Origin of the sequence: Egbenema bharatensis FJBBOT/2019, assembly GCF_048077055.1 — a bacterium.
Lineage (GTDB): Bacteria > Cyanobacteriota > Cyanobacteriia > Elainellales > Elainellaceae > Egbenema > Egbenema bharatensis.
The window spans coordinates 6,887,880-6,906,210 of record NZ_CP182236.1 but is presented as its reverse complement, the minus strand read 5'-3'; the positions used below and the strand labels follow the sequence as shown (position 1 = coordinate 6,906,210).

The following is an 18,331-nucleotide window of genomic DNA, read 5'->3' as shown; positions in this document are numbered from 1 at the left end:
GATTGAGGAACCTTTGGGTAGTTTATCGACGATTAATTCGAGTCTAAGGCTGGATTTGAAGGGGCTCCGTTTGGAACACTACCTCCAGCGCCGATCGCAACCCTACTTACCATTTCTATTCTGAGACATTCTAAGGAGTTGTTGCAGCGTTTGTTCCACTTCTGGGGAAAGCTCGATCGGCAAGCTGCCCGTACGAACATGGAGATCGCGTTGCGGGAATGGCACCTGAACCTGGTACTTGCGGAACTTGGCTTCAATGCTGAAGTACAGCTCACTTTTAATCAAAATATGTTTGCTGGGTTCTGCCGTCCAGACAAACAGCTCCAGGTTCAATGAGTGATCGCCAAACCCCCTGAAGATTACCATCGGTTTAGGAGCAGAAAGGATGCGGGAATGTTCTTGGGCTGCATCCAGTAGGGCCGATCGCGCATCTTCAATATTAGAACCATAGGCAATGCCAACGGGAACTCGTAAGCGGGACACCGGATTCCCATGACTCCAGTTAATCACCTCATCCGATAAAAATCGGGAGTTGGGCACAATGATGGAAATGTGATCCAGCGTCCGCACCAGCGTACTGCGGGCATTAATCCGTTCGATCGTCCCTTCAAAACTACCGACCTGAACAAAATCACCCACTTGAATTGGTCGCTCAAACAGCAGCACCACCCCGCTACCAATATCCCTGGCAATATCCTGTAAACCCAAACCAATCCCGATACCGAGGGCACTGGCCAGCAAGGCTAAGGAACTCAGGTCAATACCCCAAATTTGTAAGAGCACCAACGCCCCAATAAACAGCAGCCCGTAGCGAATCACCAGCGCAATCACTTCCCTGGCTCCCCGATTGGCCACTGTTACCCGCAGAACACGAGTTTTAAGGACATTGGTAACGGTTTTGGTCGCAATTTCCAGGGCCATCAGCATTCCCGCCAGGATCAGCAGATCGATGACGGAATAGCGGTTTTCTCCCAGGGTAAACAGCGGCGAAATGAAGCTGCCAATCAAAATATCAATGAACCGATAGCTCCACTGACGCGACCAGGGAAAAAGGTTGGTGATATACAGCGTAGCCCCCAACCATACTGCGATCCGGGCGATCGCCAACAGCAGGTTCAGCAACAGCTCCACTGAATTCGGAGCATTCTGGGTCAGGTTGCTGTCGGGATCAGGGATCTGAGTCACGGCCCGAATTTCTGGCCCCAGCCTGCGCCGCCAGAATCGCCCTAAGGCCCAATGTAAAACGATCGCAATGGCCAATGCTCCAGCGGCCTGAACGGCTGCCCAGCGGAGATAAGGTAACGATCGCTCCTGTTGGGCCTGAAGAAATGCCGCATCCAGGTCAGAAGCCCAGCGGCGAGCTTGGGAAACCTTGGTGCGGCCCGGAACCAGATCCCCATCCGTAACGGTTAGAAGATGCCGTCCGTTGATCAAAATCGTTGGCAAATTTGGGTTATCGGCCTGCACCTGAATCTCTGGAACTTCTCCCGATGCCACAACTTGCTGGAGCAGGTTATTAATGTCATCGGCCCGATCGGAGGCCTCATACCCCCCAGAATCACTGACCTGAAAAATGGCGTTACCATCCACCACGACAGCCGCTCTGGAAGCACTCTGGGCGATCGCTGGAGTCAATAGCACCAGTCCACTCAGGATCGCACTGATTACTACCACCAACCCAATCGCTCGGAGCAGCCGAGCCAGACGCATCAAGCCAGCGTTAGTCTGTTGTTCTCTCATCGATTGTTCCTACCACGTCCCGAATACTCTGACTTGAGAGCTATCAGTCTTAAGACTTAGAATAATTAGCCACTCTATCTACACGAATACGAGATCGATCCAACAGGGTCAGGATCCACACTCAACTCAACTAATGCACCCAGCCAGCATTCTGTCCCGTTAAAGTTTAGCCTGTCCCTGATCAGAACACATCTGGAACAGGAGGGATTGTGAAAGAGTTCTCATAAAGCTGAAGCAATTTTGCCGACCAGACAAAGGAATCGTAAAGTTCTACTCTGGTAAGTGATCCGGATCAATGCCCAGCGATCGCAAATAAGCCGCTAATCGTTCTGCTTTCTGGCGTTCTGTGCGCCCTTACGGCAGATTTTTTCAAAGATGAGTTTGTTCCTACCTGCCGTCCTATTGCAACTCAACAAAATCCTCCCGAATCCAGCCAGTCGCCCCAGAGGAAAATTGCACCGAATACCAGGTTCGCCCATCATCCCCCTGAGCCTGCTCCAGAACCGTCACCCGATCGCCCACCAATCCGTAGTGCGGCGAATTGGCGCGGGTCGAGGGAGTCGATCGCACATTCACCCGACTGCCTGAAGTTTGACCAATAATCTGAGCCGTCTGGGGAAACGATACGGGGGATTCTGGAACCGGGGGAGGAACCTGACTCGATCGCACCGCATCACTGCGAATCCACCCATCTGCCCCCGATGGAAATTGCACAAAATACCAGGTGTAGCCATCCTCTCCCTGAATCTGCTCCAGGGCTGTCACCCGATCGCCCTCCAGTCCGTAGTGGGGAGCAGCAGAACGGGTTGAGGGTTGTGCATAGATATTCACAGGATCCCCGGCTGCCGATACGAGAACCAGCTCTTCTGAAATCGGCTGGGCGATCGGACGATTCGGTTCAGGCGGAACGACTTCAGGGGAAGCTACGATTTCTGGATCAGGGGACGGAGAAGCAATGGGGTCAACCGTTTGGGAAGTCGGGTCTGGCGTGGAATCAGGTAAATCGGGGGAAGGACTGTCCTGATCAGGCGATGGGCTGGCAGGGTTGGGGGCAGGATTGGGGACAGAGGATAGGTTGCCGATGGAAGCGGGCGATCGGGTTAACACAAAACCAATCAGAATTGCTGCACTGACTAATCCCCCTAGAATCAGGCTCGGTAGCACCAGGGAAGTAGTTGATTTAGGAGGTGCGGCATCGTTGGATAGCGAGGGGGGGGAAGCGGTGACTGGAACGGTGGGTTGCACGAACGGTTGGGCAGTGGCGGGGATGGTGGGTTGTCCCGTGGGGGCAACGGTGGGCGGAACTGAGGGAACCGATACGGCCATCGTTGGGGCATTCAGCGGCGAGATGGGCTGGATCGGCGGGATGGATTGAGTCAGAGTTTCCCCCTGTAAAGCAGCCAGCATCTGATGAGCACTGCTGTAGCGATCGCGGGGATGGGAGCGGGTGGCTTTCTCCAAAACGTCCGCAAATTCTGGACTGAGATCAGGGGCACGATTCCGCCACAAAATTTCTCCAGTCTGGGGATCGGTGATAAATTCGTGGGGCATTTTACCCGTCAGGGCATAGATCGCCGTTAATCCCAGGCTATAGAGATCACTGGAGGCGATCGGCCGACCGGCGGCCTGTTCGGAGGGCATGTATCCCGGTGTGCCAATCACGATCGAACTGGTGGGATGGCCCTTAGAGTTGAACACCGTTCCCATCGTTTCCCGCACTGCCCCAAAGTCAATCAAAACTGGCAGTTGATCCGCCTGACGGATAATGATGTTATCGGGTTTAATATCTCGGTGAATAATCCCCTGGCTGTGGATGAATTCCAAAACGGGTAATAGGTTCAACAAAATTTCTCGGACGGCCCCTGCCGATAAAACCGTCTGAGCATGAATCCGATCGCTTAAAGTCGCCCCTTCGATCCATTCCTGAATCAGAAAAAACTCTTGATTCTCACAAAAATAGGCATAGAGACTGGGAATTTGCCTGCTTCTTTCTCCCAGCTTTTCCAGCACAGTCGCCTCACGCTGAAACCGTTCCTGAATCATCTGATAGATTTCAGGATTGGCCGTCATGGGTTTAAGCTGCTTAATCACGCAGGTGCGCTGGGACGGCATCTGCACATCCTGCGCCAGGAAGGTTTGACCAAACCCTCCTTCTCCCAATTTTTTAATCATTCGATATCGATTAGCCAGCATTGGAAGAGCAAAAACTCCTCTAGATATAGCGTGGGTGAAAAGGAATAGGAACTAGAAAAAGCTGAACACCAGTGGCTCTACTTGCAGATTCCCTCCACCCTAACATCACCCGATCGCCATGTCAGGATCTGGCTGGGTCGGAAAAGTCTCGACTGCTGGTTTGATAATTGTTGGGCTGATTGTTTCGATCGGTGTTTCCCTCTGTGCTTCGCCCCTCGTTGTCACCCTCGTTTCGCTCCGTGGTGCGATCGTTGGAACCCGGTTCCCCAGAAATCATCTCAATACGTTGGGGATTGCGAAAGGTCAGGGTATAAATTTCCGTGGGCATCTCAATTCCAGCCGCCTGCAAGCCTTCCTTCATAGCTTGAATCGCTTCTGATGTCACCTGAAGAAACTCTCGCCGCCGGGAATTCACCCAAAACCGCACTTCCAGATTCACGGTGCTGGTGGCCAGTTCTCGAACTAACACGATCGGTTCTGGAGTATTCTCTACGGTTTCCAGGCGATCGAGGGCTGTTTTGATTACCTGTTGTGCGGTGGCAATGTCGGCCTTATAATCAATGCCCAGCATGACATGACTCCGCCGCGCCGTCGATGCCGTGTTGTTGATAATGCTGCGATTGAACACGGACTGATTCGGAATTGATACCATCCGCCCATCGTAGGTTTGAATCGTGGTTGTTCGGAGCTTCACCTGAATCACAGTGCCCTCATGCTCCCCAATCACCACCTGATCATTTAGCCGAAACGGACGGGCCGCCAGCAGAATCACGCCAGAAATGTAGTTGCTCAACACATCCTTGAGGCTAAACCCGATCGCCACACTGGTTAAGCCCAACGTGCCCAGGAGCGTCGCAAAGTCAAGCCCCAAAATTCCCAGAGCCAGCACAGAACCGACAATCCAAACACTGCCATAGCCCAACCGCCCCACCAGGATTTCCGTACTGCGATCGCCCTCGGTTTTCTCGGCCAAAGCTCGGCCCCTCGCCGCACCAGCATGGCCACCAGCCAGGTCAATCCAATTACCACCAATGCCCCCAGGAGAGAAGGCAGGTTATTCAACGTACTCCGCACCAACTGCCGACTCGCTGCATCCAGTCGTTGCGCCACATCTACAGCTAAGTTAGGCTGAACCAACGCCTGATTCAATTCCTCTGCCCACCGCTGCGCCAATTCTGCCAGCGAAGTGTTGAAGTCGAACGCATCCTGCTCAGTAACCGTCATGATCACGCGATTATTTGCCTGGAGCGTGGCAATATTTCGCTGTTCATCAAGCTGCACCGTCACTGTACCTGGTGTTGGCGTTTGTCTCAATATTCCCGCAATCCGCCGATTAATCAGTTGGCCCCGCTCCGTCGCGCTGAGTTCCCCCAAACTTCCCACCTGAAAGACGGGCAATCCTCGCACCAGCACATCCGCAAAGAAAACCCCTGTTTCTTCTACCGTTGCAGCCGGAGGCGGCAGTGGTTCAGGCTCGGTCGCTTCCCCTTCAAATTCCTGAGCGATCGCCGAAATGGGAGTTGTGATGACAACCAGCAGTAAGCCCAGCTTGCTGACCCATTGCAGGGGATGGGAGCGGCGGGAAGTTGATTTGGGGATTGGTTGATCAAACAGAGAGAAGGCAAAGGGCATCAGGACAGTTAGAGCGTTGCAACATCCAGACGAATTGAGTCGTAGACCCAGGTTGTCCGCTATCTACCGTCCAATATCATGCGACACATCCCCGATTCCTGCATCTACAGTTCGATACATCCATTGATGGATAGACCCATTCCAGCCATGACGCTCATCGCTCTTTCCCCTCCTGGGAGGGGTCAGGGGCGGGTTCTTCCCCTCCTGGGAGGGGTCAGGGGTGGGTTCTTTTCTCCTAGGAGGGGTCAGGGGTTCATACCGAGTAGCGGTGACAGAAGCAGCGATCGCTCTTACTCCTCTGCTGCCAAAATCTGATCCACCGTCAGTCTTAACTCTGGAAATAGAGTGCAGGGAACCCTTTCACCTTCCCCATATTCCGCCTTCTGGTACACTCCATGCTCCAGAGTCAGCACAATCACCTTTTTTCCCTTGCCCCGCTGACAATATTTCGCTGGAATCTGCCCCCGATAATCAACAATCCAATAGACGGGAACCCCTAACGCCTCATATTCCTCCTGCTTCTCCACCAGATCGCTACTCCAATTGCCGGAAGCAATCTCAACAATCATCAGTGGCGTGGTTCGGATACCGGGTTGCCGATCCTCCCGCCGAGTTGGAGGGCGTTCGATCACTGCAATATCTGGTCGTCTGCCCCGACGATTTTCAAGCAAGAGAGCATTCCGCTTCCGCACCGAGTAATTCAGCCTGGAACGCCGATACTGCAACTCAAATATAAACGAAAGGAACTCCAAAATTTCCTCGTGCCAGTCATCGGGTTCGGGCATGAGTACCAGCCTCCCATCCACCAGTTCATACTCAAGGAGTTCATTGCCATCGTCCAAATCGATGAACTCATCAAACGTCAGCGGTTGAGGAATGGCTTGAATCATAAAGACTGTCCCAGGAACGCCGCAAAGTCTTTGGCTGGAGAAGCTTTTCCCTGTGCTGTTATTCTACTTCATCTGATATCGGCACTCCAGGATACTCCACCCGCAACACCTGATTCACTTGCGGCGATGAAATCCGCACTGCCTTCCCATCGGGCCATCGTACAGTTACGGCATCGATCGCCGACTCACTTCCCAAACCAAAATGAGCGACTGGCTCCATCTGGCAGAGGTAGCCACTTCCCGCATCGATCGATCGAATTTGGGTACGGTCATTGGCAGTGAGCGTTACAACCGCGCCACGGGCAGGGGCCCCTTGCAGCGTGAGGGGGAGAACACGCAGCCAGAAATTTTGGTTGGACGCAGTGTGGTAGAGCGAGAGGGGTTGTTCGCCCGATTCGCCGTGGGCAATCAGCAATTCCAGCCGACCATCGCCATCAAAATCGCCAACGGCCGCTCCAGTGCCCAGTCCCCTCGGTTCCAGGGCTTCCCCAATGTCCAGAGCCGTCCATTTATTGTTCCGCCAGCCAAACAGCCGATTGGGCTGACCAATATTGTTAAAGAAGATCTCTTCGTGGCCATCATTATCAAAATCCGCTGCAATCACTGTGCGAATTCGAGACGGCATTGCCAACGCGCGGGAGGCAATATCCTGAAACTTGCCAGGAGCATACTGAGCGTACAGACGGTGCTGCCCTTCCCAGTTGCCATAGACCAGATCCATCCGGCCATCGCCATCGGCATCCAGTACGGCAATCCCCCGTCCATGCTGAAGCGGATCGCTGACCCCAGCCATTCCCGCAATATCGACATAGGTGCCATCTCCCTGATTGCGAAACAGGAAGTTAGGACTATTTTCGTTGGCCATGAAAATATCCATCCGATCGGACACCAGGGACAGCGCCACAATGCCTCGCCCCCCCGTAACGAAGGCCAATCCTGCCTCCTGGGCAACATCCGCAATCATGCCATCTCCATTTAACTCATATAACCGAATCGGCCCCCCATAATTTGCCACCAAACAGCCATACCGCCCATCGCCATCCCGATCGACCCAGGCCACCGATCGCCCAGCCGTCAGGTTGAGCGAATCCTGATTTTGCGGTAGGGAAAACAAATCGACCCATTGATTCTCCTGCCAATCAAACAATCGATCGCCAAATTGCTTCCGCCCCTGAAACGAATCGGTATTCAGCACATAAATTTCTTCCTGTCCATCCCCATCAAAGTCACCCGCCGCCACGCCGATCGCCTGTCTGCCCAGATCAGCTAATTCCTCAGGGGCAACATCGACAAACCCCTGCTCCGTCCATTGCAGCACCAAATTTCGCTGCCCAAATCCGGCAACCACTAGCTCGAAGGCTCCATCCGCATCAATATCAGTTACCGCAACCCCGTAATTGAGTTGACTGGGATTGTCCAAAATCAGAGCACTTTTATTCAGGAACATAATAAATCTGGAATCAGGATAGATGCTACCGATTGAGCTGGCTGAAGATGAGCCGCTGAAGCGACAGGATTCTTACCCAAATCCAATCCGGGCAGCGTTTTATTGTCGTATTGTCGCGTATTGTCGCGTATTGTCGTGGATGTCAACACATTTGGTCTAAATTCTAAGCAGAGCATAAAAAAGCATCAGTTTAAACCAAACAAAGAGCGATCGATGAACTGCATCTCGGCAGCCGTCGATCGCCCACTCACTTTAACCAGTTTTTCCTATCCGATCAAAACCTGATTCTCACTGGCTTTTAACTAGTCACTTATGCATTACGCATACTTTCACGTCTTTTAAGGGAAGCCAGCATCTGCCGCTTGACCGCACCCGCCCATAGGTCGAAGTTAAACGTAGGGTCAATATGGCTATTTGCTGCTATTTGAAACGCGGTTTCCGATTTTTTTGGGGATTGCAGTGTGTCACTCATTATGAACCTTGACTCTTATCAAACAGACCTCACTCACTAGTTTGCCTCAATCTACGGGGGAATGATCTATAACCTGGGATACAGAAATCCGAACGTCATGCGCTTATTGCATTAATCCGTTGCATTTATTGAATAGATTAGAAATTTAAACTCTCAAATTCTGCGATCGCGCCACTGGATGAAGCAGCCTGAGCGTTTTTTCCTCATTCACAATCTCCGATCAATCTCAACCGATCGCCTTCACATTAAGCTAAGATCGTTACGGCTTCTTTACATAAAGATTTCTGTTTGACAAGGAAAACTTTCTTAAGAACCGATCGGGGTTTTGCCCTTCTCCGGCATTCAGTTGAGCAGATCGAGCCATCACCGCTCCTGCTTCCACCTGAATCCAGCCAAAGTCTAAAATCCGAAATCCCGAATTTCCCGTTCACCTTAGCTCAGTCCTATAAACCTACCGGAATTTTCCTATGAGTGCAGCCATTCGCAATGTTGCCATCATTGCCCACGTTGACCACGGCAAAACAACGCTCGTTGATGCCCTTTTGAAACAGTCTGGCACATTCCGCGAAGGTGAAGACGTTCCGGACTGTGTGATGGACTCTAACGCTCTGGAGCGGGAGCGGGGGATTACAATTCTGTCAAAAAATACTGCCGTTCGCTACAAAGAGACGGTGATTAATATCGTAGATACCCCTGGCCACGCGGATTTTGGGGGTGAAGTCGAGCGGGTGCTGGGCATGGTAGACGGCTGTATCCTGATTGTGGATGCCAACGAAGGCCCGATGCCCCAAACTCGATTTGTTTTGAAAAAAGCTCTGGAGAAAGGGCTACGGCCGATCGTCGTTGTCAACAAAATCGATCGACCCCAGGCGGATCCCTACGGGGCGATCGACAAGGTGCTGGATCTGTTCCTGGAATTGGGAGCCGATGATGATCAGTGCGAGTTTCCCTACCTGTTTGCCTCTGGTCTATCGGGCTTTGCCAAGAAAGATCTGGAGGAAGAATCGGTCGATATGCAGCCGCTGTTTGAGGAAATCCTCGACCATGTGCCGCCGCCGGTTGGGGATGCCACTAAGCCGCTGCAATTGCAAGTCACCACCCTGGACTATTCCGACTATCTGGGCCGAATTGTGATCGGCAGAATTCACAACGGCACACTGCGCATGGGACAGCAGGCGGCTCTGGTGAAGGAAGATGGGTCGATCGTCAAAGCTAAAATCAGCAAGCTCATGGGCTTTGAGGGGCTGAAGCGGATTGACCTGGAGGAAGTCTGGCCGGAAACATTGTCGCGGTGGCTGGATTCGCGGATGCCAATATTGGGGAAACGATTACCGATCCCAATGAACCCCAGGCCCTGCCTCTAATTAAAGTCGATGAACCCACCCTGCAAATGACCTTCTCGGTCAACGACTCCCCCTTTGCTGGACAGGAGGGCGATTATGTCACCTCCCGGCAGGTGCGCGATCGCCTGATGCGGGAACTGGAAACGAACGTAGCCCTGCGGGTGGATGAAACCGATTCGCCTGATAAGTTCCTGGTTTCCGGACGGGGCGAACTGCACCTGGGTATCCTGATCGAAACCATGCGGCGGGAAGGGTATGAGTTCCAGGTGTCTCAGCCGCAGGTGATTTACCGGGAAGTGAATGGGCAACCCTGCGAACCGTTTGAGCTACTGGTGCTGGATGTCCCCGAAGAGGCAGTGGGCGGCTGTATTGAGCGGCTGGGTCAGCGCAAGGGCGAAATGCAGGATATGCGGGTCGGCGGCAACGGACGGACTCAGCTAGAGTTTGTGATTCCGGCTCGTGGACTGATCGGCTTCCGGGGTGAATTCATGCGCCTGACTCGTGGGGATGGCATCATGAACCACAGCTTTTTGGACTATCGATCGCTGTCTGGGGATGTGGAAACTCGTCGTAACGGAGTTCTGATTGCCTTTGAAGAGGGCACGGCCACTTTCTATGCCATGAAGAACGCGGAAGATCGGGGAGTGTTCTTCATCACGCCGGGTACAAAGGTCTATAAAGGCATGATTGTCGGTGAACACAATCGCCCGCAGGATCTGGAGCTGAATGTCTGTAAAACCAAGCAGCTCACCAACCACCGGGCCTCTAGCGGTGAGGAACTGGTGCAGCTTCAAGCTCCGGTGGATATGAGCCTGGAACGGGCACTGGAATACATTGGCCCGGATGAACTGCTAGAAGTGACACCCAAATCGATTCGTCTGCGGAAACTGTCGAAGAAGTTGGCGAAGCGGTAAATTACGGTAAACCAATTGGGCAGTTCCAACCTAATAGGGGGACGCACAGATAGGGGCGCACTGCTGTGCGCCCCTCCTTGATCACCGAGGCAAATCTGGACAGACGAACTCCTCCTCAACCGCAGTAAAGGTAACTTCGACTGTCTCACCACTACGAACTAGATCCTGGCGCAACCGTAAAGTGGTACTGGTCAACTCCAGAAATTCCGCCCTGTAGGCAACTTCGCCATCCTCCGTCACTTCCAATACATCCGGGATTTCTCGATCGGGCACCAACCACGTTGCAATGCGATAGGTTTCGCCGCAGGATGTGGATAAAAGCGTACCGTTGGGCAAGAATACATAGAGACTACCGAAGGCAGGTTCGGTGGTTGCCTCAGTGACAAGCCAAATTTTTTCAAATAGTCGCGTTAAATCACCCGGAATACGCTCTGCTTCAGGCGTAGTCTCACCCTCGATCGGACTCCCATCGCCATTTTGATGGTCAGTCCCAAGGTCGGTTGGTTGAGCTAGAGCAATTTCAGGAGAAAACAAGAGCATTGACGGAGTCATTAACGCAACGATCGCCGTCATCCCTCCCCACAGCAAGCATCTGAGCTGCATTTTGCAGTTCCTATTTTTCTAAGTTAAATTTCTGAACTTCAGTCCCGATTGTTTATCGCCGGTTGAGGAACTGACTGGCGACCGAGATAGCATCGGCAATATCCACTGATCCGCTGTTATCTGCATCCAGGAAGGCACTGAGGACGGAGTTCATCCCACCCCCCGCATTACTCGCAGTATTCGCAGCCGGAGCCTGATTGTTTGATTTGCTGGCTCCCGTCTTCAACAGGTAAAGAATGATCGGCACCAGAAGGGGCAACATTGCCTGAATCGTGCTGGCATTAATTCCAGACTTGGCAGAGGCTTCCTGGGCAACTTGCTGCTGTTGGTTGGAATTGAATAACGCATCCAACGCCGATCGATTGGGGGAAGTTCCCGCATACTGATCCACGATCGCCTCTGCTCTAGCATTTCCCTGGGTATTGCGCTGCTGTTGCAGCGACGATCGGACATAGTTGCCAACAACAGACAGGGCCGCCTGGGTTGCGATCGGGTTTACCCCTTGCTGATTCGAGATCTGCTGCACCGTTTGCAGGATGGTTCCCAGTTGATCATTACTGGCTTGTTGATTGGGATTGCTCAGTGCGCCCCGGATCACATCAAAAAGCGGCATAGTTTTCCTTCCTTATCGGCAAATTCATTCAGTGACGGATGAGGAGTTTACGGTAGTGTAAATCTCCAACCATCAGCGTAAGTTCATTGCCCTAAGTTGTCCTATCTCCTTAAGGAAGATTTCAAGGACAGGAAGGATTTCAGAGATAAACGATCAGCTAAACGAAAGGGGCGGGCAAGATGCCCACCCTACAAGAGTTTCAGAAAAAGTTTTAGAGGATTGATTCTGACTTTTCATGCAGGTAATGCTCGCACTCCTGCCATCTGTGTTCTGTTTACCTGGATTAAACCAACTCCGGATGCTTATCCCCTGGGGTGGTTGGCGTTCCAGATATAGGTTGAGACGTTGGGCTATCCGTTGATGATTCCCCTGGCTCAGGGCTATCTTCCGGTAAACCCAGCACCCGCTTGTACGCCTTAACGTACTCCACCGCCGACTTATCCCAACCAAAGTTTTGCGCCATGCCACGCTGCTGCAATCTCCGCCAGGCATCGGGGAAGTGGTAGGCCTCCCAGGCTCTCACCAGACAGGTATACAGGTCGAGGGGTTCATAGCGATCGAAGCAGTAGCCAGTTCCGGCATTGTTCATCGGCTCGTGGTGGGTGACGGTATCCACCAATCCTCCCGTTTGCCGAACGATCGGCACACAACCATAGCGCAGTGCCATCATCTGACTGATACCGCAGGGTTCAAACCGGGAGGGCATCAGGAAGGCATCGGTTCCGGCATAGATCCGTCGGGCCAGGGTTTCATTGTGCAGAATGTAGGCGGAAACCCGACCCGGATAACGGGAAGCCAGATGCCATAATTGCGTTTCGTAATAGCGATCGCCCGTCCCCAGCACTACAAACTGCGCATCACTGTAGGCAATAAAGCGATCGAGGATTTGCAGCACTAGATCCAGCCCTTTTTGCTCCACCAGGCGAGACACCATCCCCAGCAGGAAGGCTTTAGAATTCACCTCCAGCCCCATTTCCTCTTGTAGAGCAATTTTATTTTCGATCCGATCATCCAGCGTTTCGGCATTGAAATTCTGGTTGATATAGCGATCGGTTTCAGGATTGTAGGAATCGCGGTCAATCCCATTGAGAATCCCGACGGTCTTACCGCTAATGAAGGACAGCAACCCGTCTAACTGTTCGCCATAGGCGGGCGTACGGATTTGCTCAGCGTAGGTGGGGGAAACTGTTGTCACCAGGTCAGCGAACTGTACCGCCGCCGCCATCGTATTGTGCCCCTGCATATACCAGGGACACCAGGTAATCTGCTCCAGCCGCCACCGCCACGGCCCCTGATAGGCCAGGTTGTGAATCGTAAAGATGGTTTTAATGCTGGGATCTTCGTGGAGCCAGACCGGGATCATGCCCGTATGCCAGTCATGACAATGCACCACGTCCGGCTTCCAGTAGTTCCAGCAAAACTCAACTGCTCCATTGGCAAACAGCGTGAACCGCCAGTCCTCATCTTCTCCATAATAAATTCGACGGGGTGAGAAAGAGGGATGCCCGAAGAGATAAAGCGGCACATCGCTCTTGGGCAACTTAGACTCGTACACTTCAAAGTCCTGGAGCATTGCCGTACCCTTCCAGACTGGCTCCTTGGGAACCTTCATCTTGTCAGGCAGGAAACCGTAGTAGGGCATAAAGATTCGGACATCGTGCCCCATCGCCTTGAGGACTTTGGGTAACGCACCCACCACATCACCCATTCCCCCGACCTTCGCAATCGGAACTGCCTCCGCTGCAACAAACAGAATTCGCATAGTAATCCCTGTGTTCCCTGCTATCAACAAGCTTCGGCCGCAAATCTCGCTGGACTTTAAAGATTGAGATTTGTTACCAAGTTTTTACCAATCTACAACAATCCTCCGTCAAAAGTTCAATGAGTTCTGCCAATGAGTTCTCTTGTTTCTAACCCCTTTGAATTTCAGCGAAGATGGCTGCCAAAATTTCAGTTGCACCTTGCTCCCGTAGATCTTTGGCCAGTTGAATGCCGATCGCCTCTGCATCCGATGCCTGCCCCGTCACGGTTCCCTTCACCATCTTTTTACCATCAACACTGGCCACCATGCCCGTCAAGCTCAATACATCACCCTCTAAAGTGGTGTTTACGCCAATGGGCACCTGACATCCACCCTCCAGTTCTCGCAGAAAGGCGCGTTCGGCATAGCAGCGAGCGGCGGTGGGCTGATGCTGTAATGCCAGCAGGAGTTCGATGATTTCTTCATCGGCAGCACGACATTCAATGCCCAGTGCCCCCTGTCCAACGGCATGCAGGGAGACTTCGGAGGGAATCACCTGATGAACCCGATCGCCCATTCCCAACCGTTTTAAGCCAGCGACAGCCAGAATAATGGCATCGTACTCGCCATCATCCAGCTTTTGCAGACGGGTATTGAGGTTGCCGCGAATGTCTTTAAAGGCAAGGTGGGGGTAGTGGTAGCGCAGTTGCGCCAGGCGACGCAGGGAAGACGTACCAACCACTGCGCCTTCGGGAAGGGTATCCAACTGTTTGTCTTGATGGTTGGCATGGACGACCAGGGCATCGGCTGGATCTTCCCGCTCGGTGACGCAACCCAGCATCAATCCTTCGGGCAGGCGAGTCGGTAAGTCCTTGAGGGAATGCACGGCAAAGTCAATATCGCCATTCAACATCCCAACTTCTAATTCTTTGGTAAATAGACCCTTATCACCAATTTTTGCCAGGGCCACATCCAGGATCTTGTCACCCTGGGTACTCATGGTGTGAACTTCAAATTTGCGATCGGTGAACCGCTGCTGAAGCTGTTCCTGCACCCAGTAGGTTTGCACAAGGGCGAGCTGACTTTTGCGAGAACCGATCCGAATTGGACGAGGAGGACTTGAAACCATCTGTAAAGAAGTGTTTAGAAAAACTGCGAAACGTTGAGTAGTCGGGCGATTTTAAGCACTTAATCAGCTTACCGCAGGAGGGGCATAAATTAAGGTTTCTATCCGGTTTCAATTAGTCCGCCCCAGCCAATCCATTTTTCTGGTTTGGCGAACAACTTGCGAGCTTAAACCCATCTTCCTAAAACCAGCCGAATCGTGCCGTCGGGTAAAACCTCTTCCTGTTCGATCGCAAATCCTTCCATTGGGGCAGTTTGCACCAGGGCATGGTAAGCATAGCGTTGGGTCAGCCGATCGAGCCATTGTGGAGAATATTGCAGGCGATCGTATTCCGAAATGATGGCTTGAAAGGTTTCATCGGGTTGTCGCTTGAACCCAATGTCATTACTCATCGGCCCCAAAAACTGTCGCCGAATGATGATCTCCGCCGTTTCAGATCGAATATCCCCTGCAAATCCGTGGAGATGCTGGGCGATCGCATGAACTTCAACAGTATACAAGCCCAGGTCTGCCAGAGCTTTGATTAGGGCTTCGGGATGCCTAAGCTGGGTTTGGATCGAGGTGAAGTGGGACATAATTTTGCTTCCTCGAATGAAACTCCATGTTTAGATTAGATAAGTTGCTTCTCACCTGCTTCTCGCCTTATTAACGAATAGCAACGGATATATCTAGCGCAATCTCACCACTCATGCAAATCAACCTGCCGACAATCTGCTGCGATCGTTTGTTGAAGTTCTGCTGCCTTGGCATCGCTCAAAATTCCTGCAAATTTTGCAAGGGGATGAGGTTTACGGGTTGCCTTGACCCGGTGTAAAAAGTCCAACACTGTTTGAACTAGCTTTTCAGGAGCTTGTTCAAGTTCTTGAATTAATTGCTCACGTTTTGACATGGGTGTGAGATATTCTGCAATGTACGCTTGCTAGCCCTAGTATATCCAAATGCGATGTTCGTTCAGTCAGCCTGCAAGAGGGGCGATCGCGGTTTTTGAGTAAGGGGCGATCGGACTTAATCTTGGGAGTCAAATTAGGATGCGATCGAGGAGTTTGTTCGAGTTGCTGCAAGCATCGGGCAATTTTCTTTGCCAGAGCTTTGTCTGCATTAATGTAAACTTTCTGGGCATCTGGATGGAGCAGGACATCATACATTGGAGCGCAGATTTCTCCAGTCGGCGTAATCGGCTTTGGGAGTGGTTTGATTTTGCTTCACTCGCTTTAGCAGCCCCGGAATTTCTAAAAGCTCCTGGGTGGCGGCTTCGCTTGCTGCATTGGCTAAGTAGGCGGCAAACTCAGTGAGTACCTGCAACCGTTCTGGAGAGAGTTGTTTGAGCAGGTCCAGTAGATCGCAAATTCATTCTAGAGAGGGTAAATAGATGGCTGTGATGACTGGGAAATGTCGCTCGACAGCCTGAGAGAGAAACTCCAACATGGTCTTGAGACTAAAGAGTTCTCGGTAAACGACCCGTCCTCCTCGTTGAGTACGGCTCACAAAGAACCAGAGCAAATACACCCAGAGATTGACCAAAATAAACGCCAGAGCCACAAACAGCAAACGGGTGACTGGATTCTTGCTCGTGGTGCGGATACGGCACCCATTTTTCATCCTGTAGCTGGTCTCGATACCGAAACGGTCTTTGTAATGCTGATGCATCTGCTCCAAAGCAACCCTCACACGATGCACCACGTATAGGGTGTATTGGATACCATGTTTCCCTTTGAACCCTTTGTAATAGCTGCAAATCACCCGCATCTGACAGGTAACTGAACCATATTGAGGGCTGTTGAGGGTATAACGGGTGGCATAACTTTTGCGCCCAATCAACAACTGGCGAGTACCTCCACGTTTGCCTCGAATTACCGCAGGCATGAGAAACGGAATATTGAGAGCTTTGAGCCAACGAATGACTGGTACACTATAGAACCCACGGTCAAGATAAAGCCGTTTGACGCGGACTCGTAAGGGAGTCAGCATGGCTAATAAATAAGTGATGGTTGCAACCAATGTTTCATGCCGATGCACGGCATGAATACCCAAAGTAACCCGTTTGTTACGACAAATCACATAGACGGTGGCATAGGCAAAGAACGAAGTCGTGCCTGCCTTAGCTTGAGAGCGGTAGATGTAAGGCTCAGTGGCGACGTTCACACTGCCGTAATAGGGAATCAGATGGAGGTCAATGGCAATACGATGCTTGCCCTTACGAATTTTTGGGGGGATGCGGCTTTGCAGAGCGGCATTGAGTTGAGATTCCAGAGTTGTGATATCGTCTAACTTATCGAGATGATAGCGAATGCCATTGCCACTGGGTACGCCCTCCAATCGTTGTGTTGTGTGTTCAATGCTATCGCTGCGACTGGCGGCCCGTAGCAAAATCTCAAACAGATCTTGGAGTGTGTATCCACCTTGCATGTCCAGGGATAAGTGTTCCAATAGGCAGTCGAGGGCTACCTCCAACGTCGCTTCATCCGTCAAAGCTGGAGCAGGCGATAATGAACTTGGGTAGATCGTCATGGCTTTGTTTTAATGCGTTTAGCCTGACCCTACCCCTTTCCTAGAGAATTTGCGATCTACTGAGGTCGTTTAACTGGTTCTGTAATTCGGTTACAGATGCTAACCCTGAAGCTTCCCTATCCTCTTGGGAATGATCCGCAGAATTCAGGACTGTCTCCAATTCCAAGATTTAGCATCCATTGTAAGGGAACAAGTTGTTGTCCTGTTTGGTAGATGTAGAAGTAAAGAGCGATCGATTCTATTGCAATTCCAGCAGGAGGTCAGGGGGATTGCTGAGTGAGGGCGGTGGCAGCGGTTTGCAAGGGGTTATGGTTTCTCAAGTCCTCAGGCGTTGATCGGTGAGCATGAATGGTCAGCGGCAATCCACCAAAAGCTAAACTAGTAGTATTGCATTTCGCAGTTTTTCCTATGAATCTCTCTTCTGACCTACAAAAGGCGATCGCGCAAATCGCAATAAGACAAGGGATTTCGCCAGAAGAGTTTATTGTCCAAACTTTAACTGAAAAGGTCAAAAGCCTGCAATCACCTGGGTCATCTCCTGCAACGGCTCAGACTGGACTAAGGGACAAAGAGGGAATTCTCGTTTTTGAAACAGAATCTCTCGACCATATTGACTTCAATGCACTGATTGCTCAAAGTCGTGAGGAGCGGGCGTGGGAGTAAATAGAACAGTGAAAGTTTTGTTTGATACCTCTGTCATCATTGCTGCTGTAATCCCAAAGCACCCAAGTCATACACCCTGCTTTGCTGAATTACAGGCGGCAGAATTGAATCAAATTCAGGGTTATCTTTCTACCCATAGCCTGGCAGAGGTCTACTCTGTGATGACTCGAATGCCTAGTCAACCCCGGATGTCTCCTCAAGAAGCCCAAAATCTGCTTCAGAGATGCTTACAGTATTTGGAAGTTTCATTAGAAATAGTAGATTATCAAGCTGTAATTGCACAAATGGCAACTCTCAATCTTCGGGGCGGTGGAATTTTTGATGCATTGATTGCTCAAGCTGCCCTCAAAGTATCCGCAGACCAACTGCTAACGCTTAATTCTAGTCACTTCACAAGATTAGGTACTGTGATTGCACAAATGGTAAGAGTTCCAATGTAGTTCAGA

At 51.6% G+C, this 18,331-nt stretch carries 16 protein-coding genes and 2 pseudogenes; 3 read left to right on the top strand and 15 right to left on the bottom strand.

Annotation, left to right across the window (positions count from 1 at the left end; genetic code table 11):
- Positions 1-102 precede the first annotated feature (102 nt).
- The 6 genes from ACM1PF_RS32145 to ACM1PF_RS32120 all read right to left on the bottom strand — a co-directional run bounded on the left by ACM1PF_RS32145 (position 103) and on the right by ACM1PF_RS32120 (position 7,902).
- A complete protein-coding gene (locus tag ACM1PF_RS32145) occupies positions 103-1,740 on the bottom strand; it encodes a mechanosensitive ion channel family protein (protein WP_416670484.1) in 1,638 nt (545 codons plus the stop codon).
- 399 nt (positions 1,741-2,139) lie between these two features.
- The gene (locus tag ACM1PF_RS32140; RefSeq protein WP_416670483.1) at positions 2,140-3,933 is read right to left on the bottom strand and encodes a protein kinase domain-containing protein; all 1,794 of its coding nucleotides are present in this window, start codon (positions 3,931-3,933) and stop codon (positions 2,140-2,142) included.
- A 121-nt stretch (positions 3,934-4,054) separates the two neighbouring features.
- The gene (locus ACM1PF_RS32135; protein ID WP_416676901.1) at positions 4,055-4,705 is read right to left on the bottom strand and encodes a mechanosensitive ion channel family protein; all 651 of its coding nucleotides are present in this window, start codon (positions 4,703-4,705) and stop codon (positions 4,055-4,057) included.
- A 56-nt stretch (positions 4,706-4,761) separates the two neighbouring features.
- Entirely contained in the window at positions 4,762-5,565 is an 804-nt protein-coding gene (locus ACM1PF_RS32130) for a hypothetical protein (protein WP_416670482.1), read from the bottom strand.
- Between the two features lie 290 nt (positions 5,566-5,855).
- Positions 5,856-6,455 (bottom strand): Uma2 family endonuclease, encoded by a 600-nt coding sequence (locus tag ACM1PF_RS32125; RefSeq protein ID WP_416670481.1) that lies wholly within the window; start codon positions 6,453-6,455, stop codon positions 5,856-5,858.
- A gap of 58 nt (positions 6,456-6,513) precedes the next feature.
- Positions 6,514-7,902 (bottom strand): CRTAC1 family protein, encoded by a 1,389-nt coding sequence (locus tag ACM1PF_RS32120; RefSeq protein WP_416670480.1) that lies wholly within the window; start codon positions 7,900-7,902, stop codon positions 6,514-6,516.
- 939 nt (positions 7,903-8,841) lie between these two features.
- Between ACM1PF_RS32120 and typA the strand changes: the two are divergent.
- Positions 8,842-10,631, top strand: a pseudogene (typA, locus tag ACM1PF_RS32115) (translational GTPase TypA).
- 81 nt (positions 10,632-10,712) lie between these two features.
- Here typA and ACM1PF_RS32110 read toward each other — a convergent pair.
- The 9 genes and pseudogenes from ACM1PF_RS32110 to ACM1PF_RS32070 all read right to left on the bottom strand — a co-directional run bounded on the left by ACM1PF_RS32110 (position 10,713) and on the right by ACM1PF_RS32070 (position 17,222).
- Positions 10,713-11,234, bottom strand: a complete 522-nt coding sequence (locus tag ACM1PF_RS32110) for a hypothetical protein (RefSeq protein WP_416670479.1) — start codon at positions 11,232-11,234, stop codon at positions 10,713-10,715.
- A 52-nt stretch (positions 11,235-11,286) separates the two neighbouring features.
- On the bottom strand, positions 11,287-11,847 hold the full coding sequence (locus ACM1PF_RS32105; RefSeq protein ID WP_416670478.1) for a DUF937 domain-containing protein: 561 nt from the start codon (positions 11,845-11,847) through the stop codon (positions 11,287-11,289).
- Positions 11,848-12,130: 283 nt separating this feature from the next.
- A complete protein-coding gene (gene glgA, locus ACM1PF_RS32100) occupies positions 12,131-13,609 on the bottom strand; it encodes a glycogen synthase GlgA (RefSeq protein ID WP_416670477.1) in 1,479 nt (492 codons plus the stop codon).
- Positions 13,610-13,757: 148 nt separating this feature from the next.
- The gene (hemC, locus tag ACM1PF_RS32095) at positions 13,758-14,717 is read right to left on the bottom strand and encodes a hydroxymethylbilane synthase (protein ID WP_416670476.1); all 960 of its coding nucleotides are present in this window, start codon (positions 14,715-14,717) and stop codon (positions 13,758-13,760) included.
- Between the two features lie 164 nt (positions 14,718-14,881).
- On the bottom strand, positions 14,882-15,289 hold the full coding sequence (locus ACM1PF_RS32090) for a DUF1257 domain-containing protein (protein ID WP_416670475.1): 408 nt from the start codon (positions 15,287-15,289) through the stop codon (positions 14,882-14,884).
- Positions 15,290-15,393: 104 nt separating this feature from the next.
- Positions 15,394-15,603, bottom strand: a complete 210-nt coding sequence (locus ACM1PF_RS32085) for a hypothetical protein (RefSeq protein WP_416670474.1) — start codon at positions 15,601-15,603, stop codon at positions 15,394-15,396.
- The gene (locus ACM1PF_RS32080) at positions 15,590-15,859 is read right to left on the bottom strand and encodes a type II toxin-antitoxin system RelE family toxin (RefSeq protein WP_416670473.1); all 270 of its coding nucleotides are present in this window, start codon (positions 15,857-15,859) and stop codon (positions 15,590-15,592) included. The genes ACM1PF_RS32085 and ACM1PF_RS32080 overlap by 14 nt, the downstream gene beginning before the upstream one ends.
- A pseudogene (locus ACM1PF_RS32075) lies at positions 15,852-16,052 on the bottom strand (hypothetical protein); the annotation flags it as partial. The pseudogene ACM1PF_RS32075 and the gene ACM1PF_RS32080, both read right to left, overlap by 8 nt.
- A 9-nt stretch (positions 16,053-16,061) precedes the next feature.
- The gene (locus ACM1PF_RS32070) at positions 16,062-17,222 is read right to left on the bottom strand and encodes an ISH3 family transposase (RefSeq protein WP_416666610.1); all 1,161 of its coding nucleotides are present in this window, start codon (positions 17,220-17,222) and stop codon (positions 16,062-16,064) included.
- Positions 17,223-17,570: 348 nt separating this feature from the next.
- Here ACM1PF_RS32070 and ACM1PF_RS32065 point away from each other — a divergent pair, with 348 nt between their 5' ends.
- A complete protein-coding gene (locus ACM1PF_RS32065) occupies positions 17,571-17,885 on the top strand; it encodes a hypothetical protein (RefSeq protein ID WP_416670472.1) in 315 nt (104 codons plus the stop codon).
- 8 nt (positions 17,886-17,893) lie between these two features.
- Positions 17,894-18,325, top strand: coding sequence for a type II toxin-antitoxin system VapC family toxin (locus ACM1PF_RS32060; protein ID WP_416670471.1), 432 nt, complete (start codon positions 17,894-17,896; stop codon positions 18,323-18,325).
- Positions 18,326-18,331: the final 6 nt, after the last annotated feature.

Coding starts and splice junctions, on each gene's coding strand:
- ACM1PF_RS32145 (WP_416670484.1), bottom strand. CDS start 1,740: ATGAGAGAACAACAGACTAACGCTGGCTTGATGCGTCTGGCTCGGCTG.
- ACM1PF_RS32140 (WP_416670483.1), bottom strand. CDS start 3,933: ATGCTGGCTAATCGATATCGAATGATTAAAAAATTGGGAGAAGGAGGG.
- ACM1PF_RS32130 (WP_416670482.1), bottom strand. CDS start 5,565: ATGCCCTTTGCCTTCTCTCTGTTTGATCAACCAATCCCCAAATCAACT.
- ACM1PF_RS32125 (WP_416670481.1), bottom strand. CDS start 6,455: ATGATTCAAGCCATTCCTCAACCGCTGACGTTTGATGAGTTCATCGAT.
- ACM1PF_RS32120 (WP_416670480.1), bottom strand. CDS start 7,902: ATGTTCCTGAATAAAAGTGCTCTGATTTTGGACAATCCCAGTCAACTC.
- ACM1PF_RS32110 (WP_416670479.1), bottom strand. CDS start 11,234: ATGCAGCTCAGATGCTTGCTGTGGGGAGGGATGACGGCGATCGTTGCG.
- ACM1PF_RS32105 (WP_416670478.1), bottom strand. CDS start 11,847: ATGCCGCTTTTTGATGTGATCCGGGGCGCACTGAGCAATCCCAATCAA.
- glgA (WP_416670477.1), bottom strand. CDS start 13,609: ATGCGAATTCTGTTTGTTGCAGCGGAGGCAGTTCCGATTGCGAAGGTC.
- hemC (WP_416670476.1), bottom strand. CDS start 14,717: ATGGTTTCAAGTCCTCCTCGTCCAATTCGGATCGGTTCTCGCAAAAGT.
- ACM1PF_RS32090 (WP_416670475.1), bottom strand. CDS start 15,289: ATGTCCCACTTCACCTCGATCCAAACCCAGCTTAGGCATCCCGAAGCC.
- ACM1PF_RS32085 (WP_416670474.1), bottom strand. CDS start 15,603: ATGTCAAAACGTGAGCAATTAATTCAAGAACTTGAACAAGCTCCTGAA.
- ACM1PF_RS32080 (WP_416670473.1), bottom strand. CDS start 15,859: ATGTATGATGTCCTGCTCCATCCAGATGCCCAGAAAGTTTACATTAAT.
- ACM1PF_RS32070 (WP_416666610.1), bottom strand. CDS start 17,222: ATGACGATCTACCCAAGTTCATTATCGCCTGCTCCAGCTTTGACGGAT.
- ACM1PF_RS32065 (WP_416670472.1), top strand. CDS start 17,571: ATGGTCAGCGGCAATCCACCAAAAGCTAAACTAGTAGTATTGCATTTC.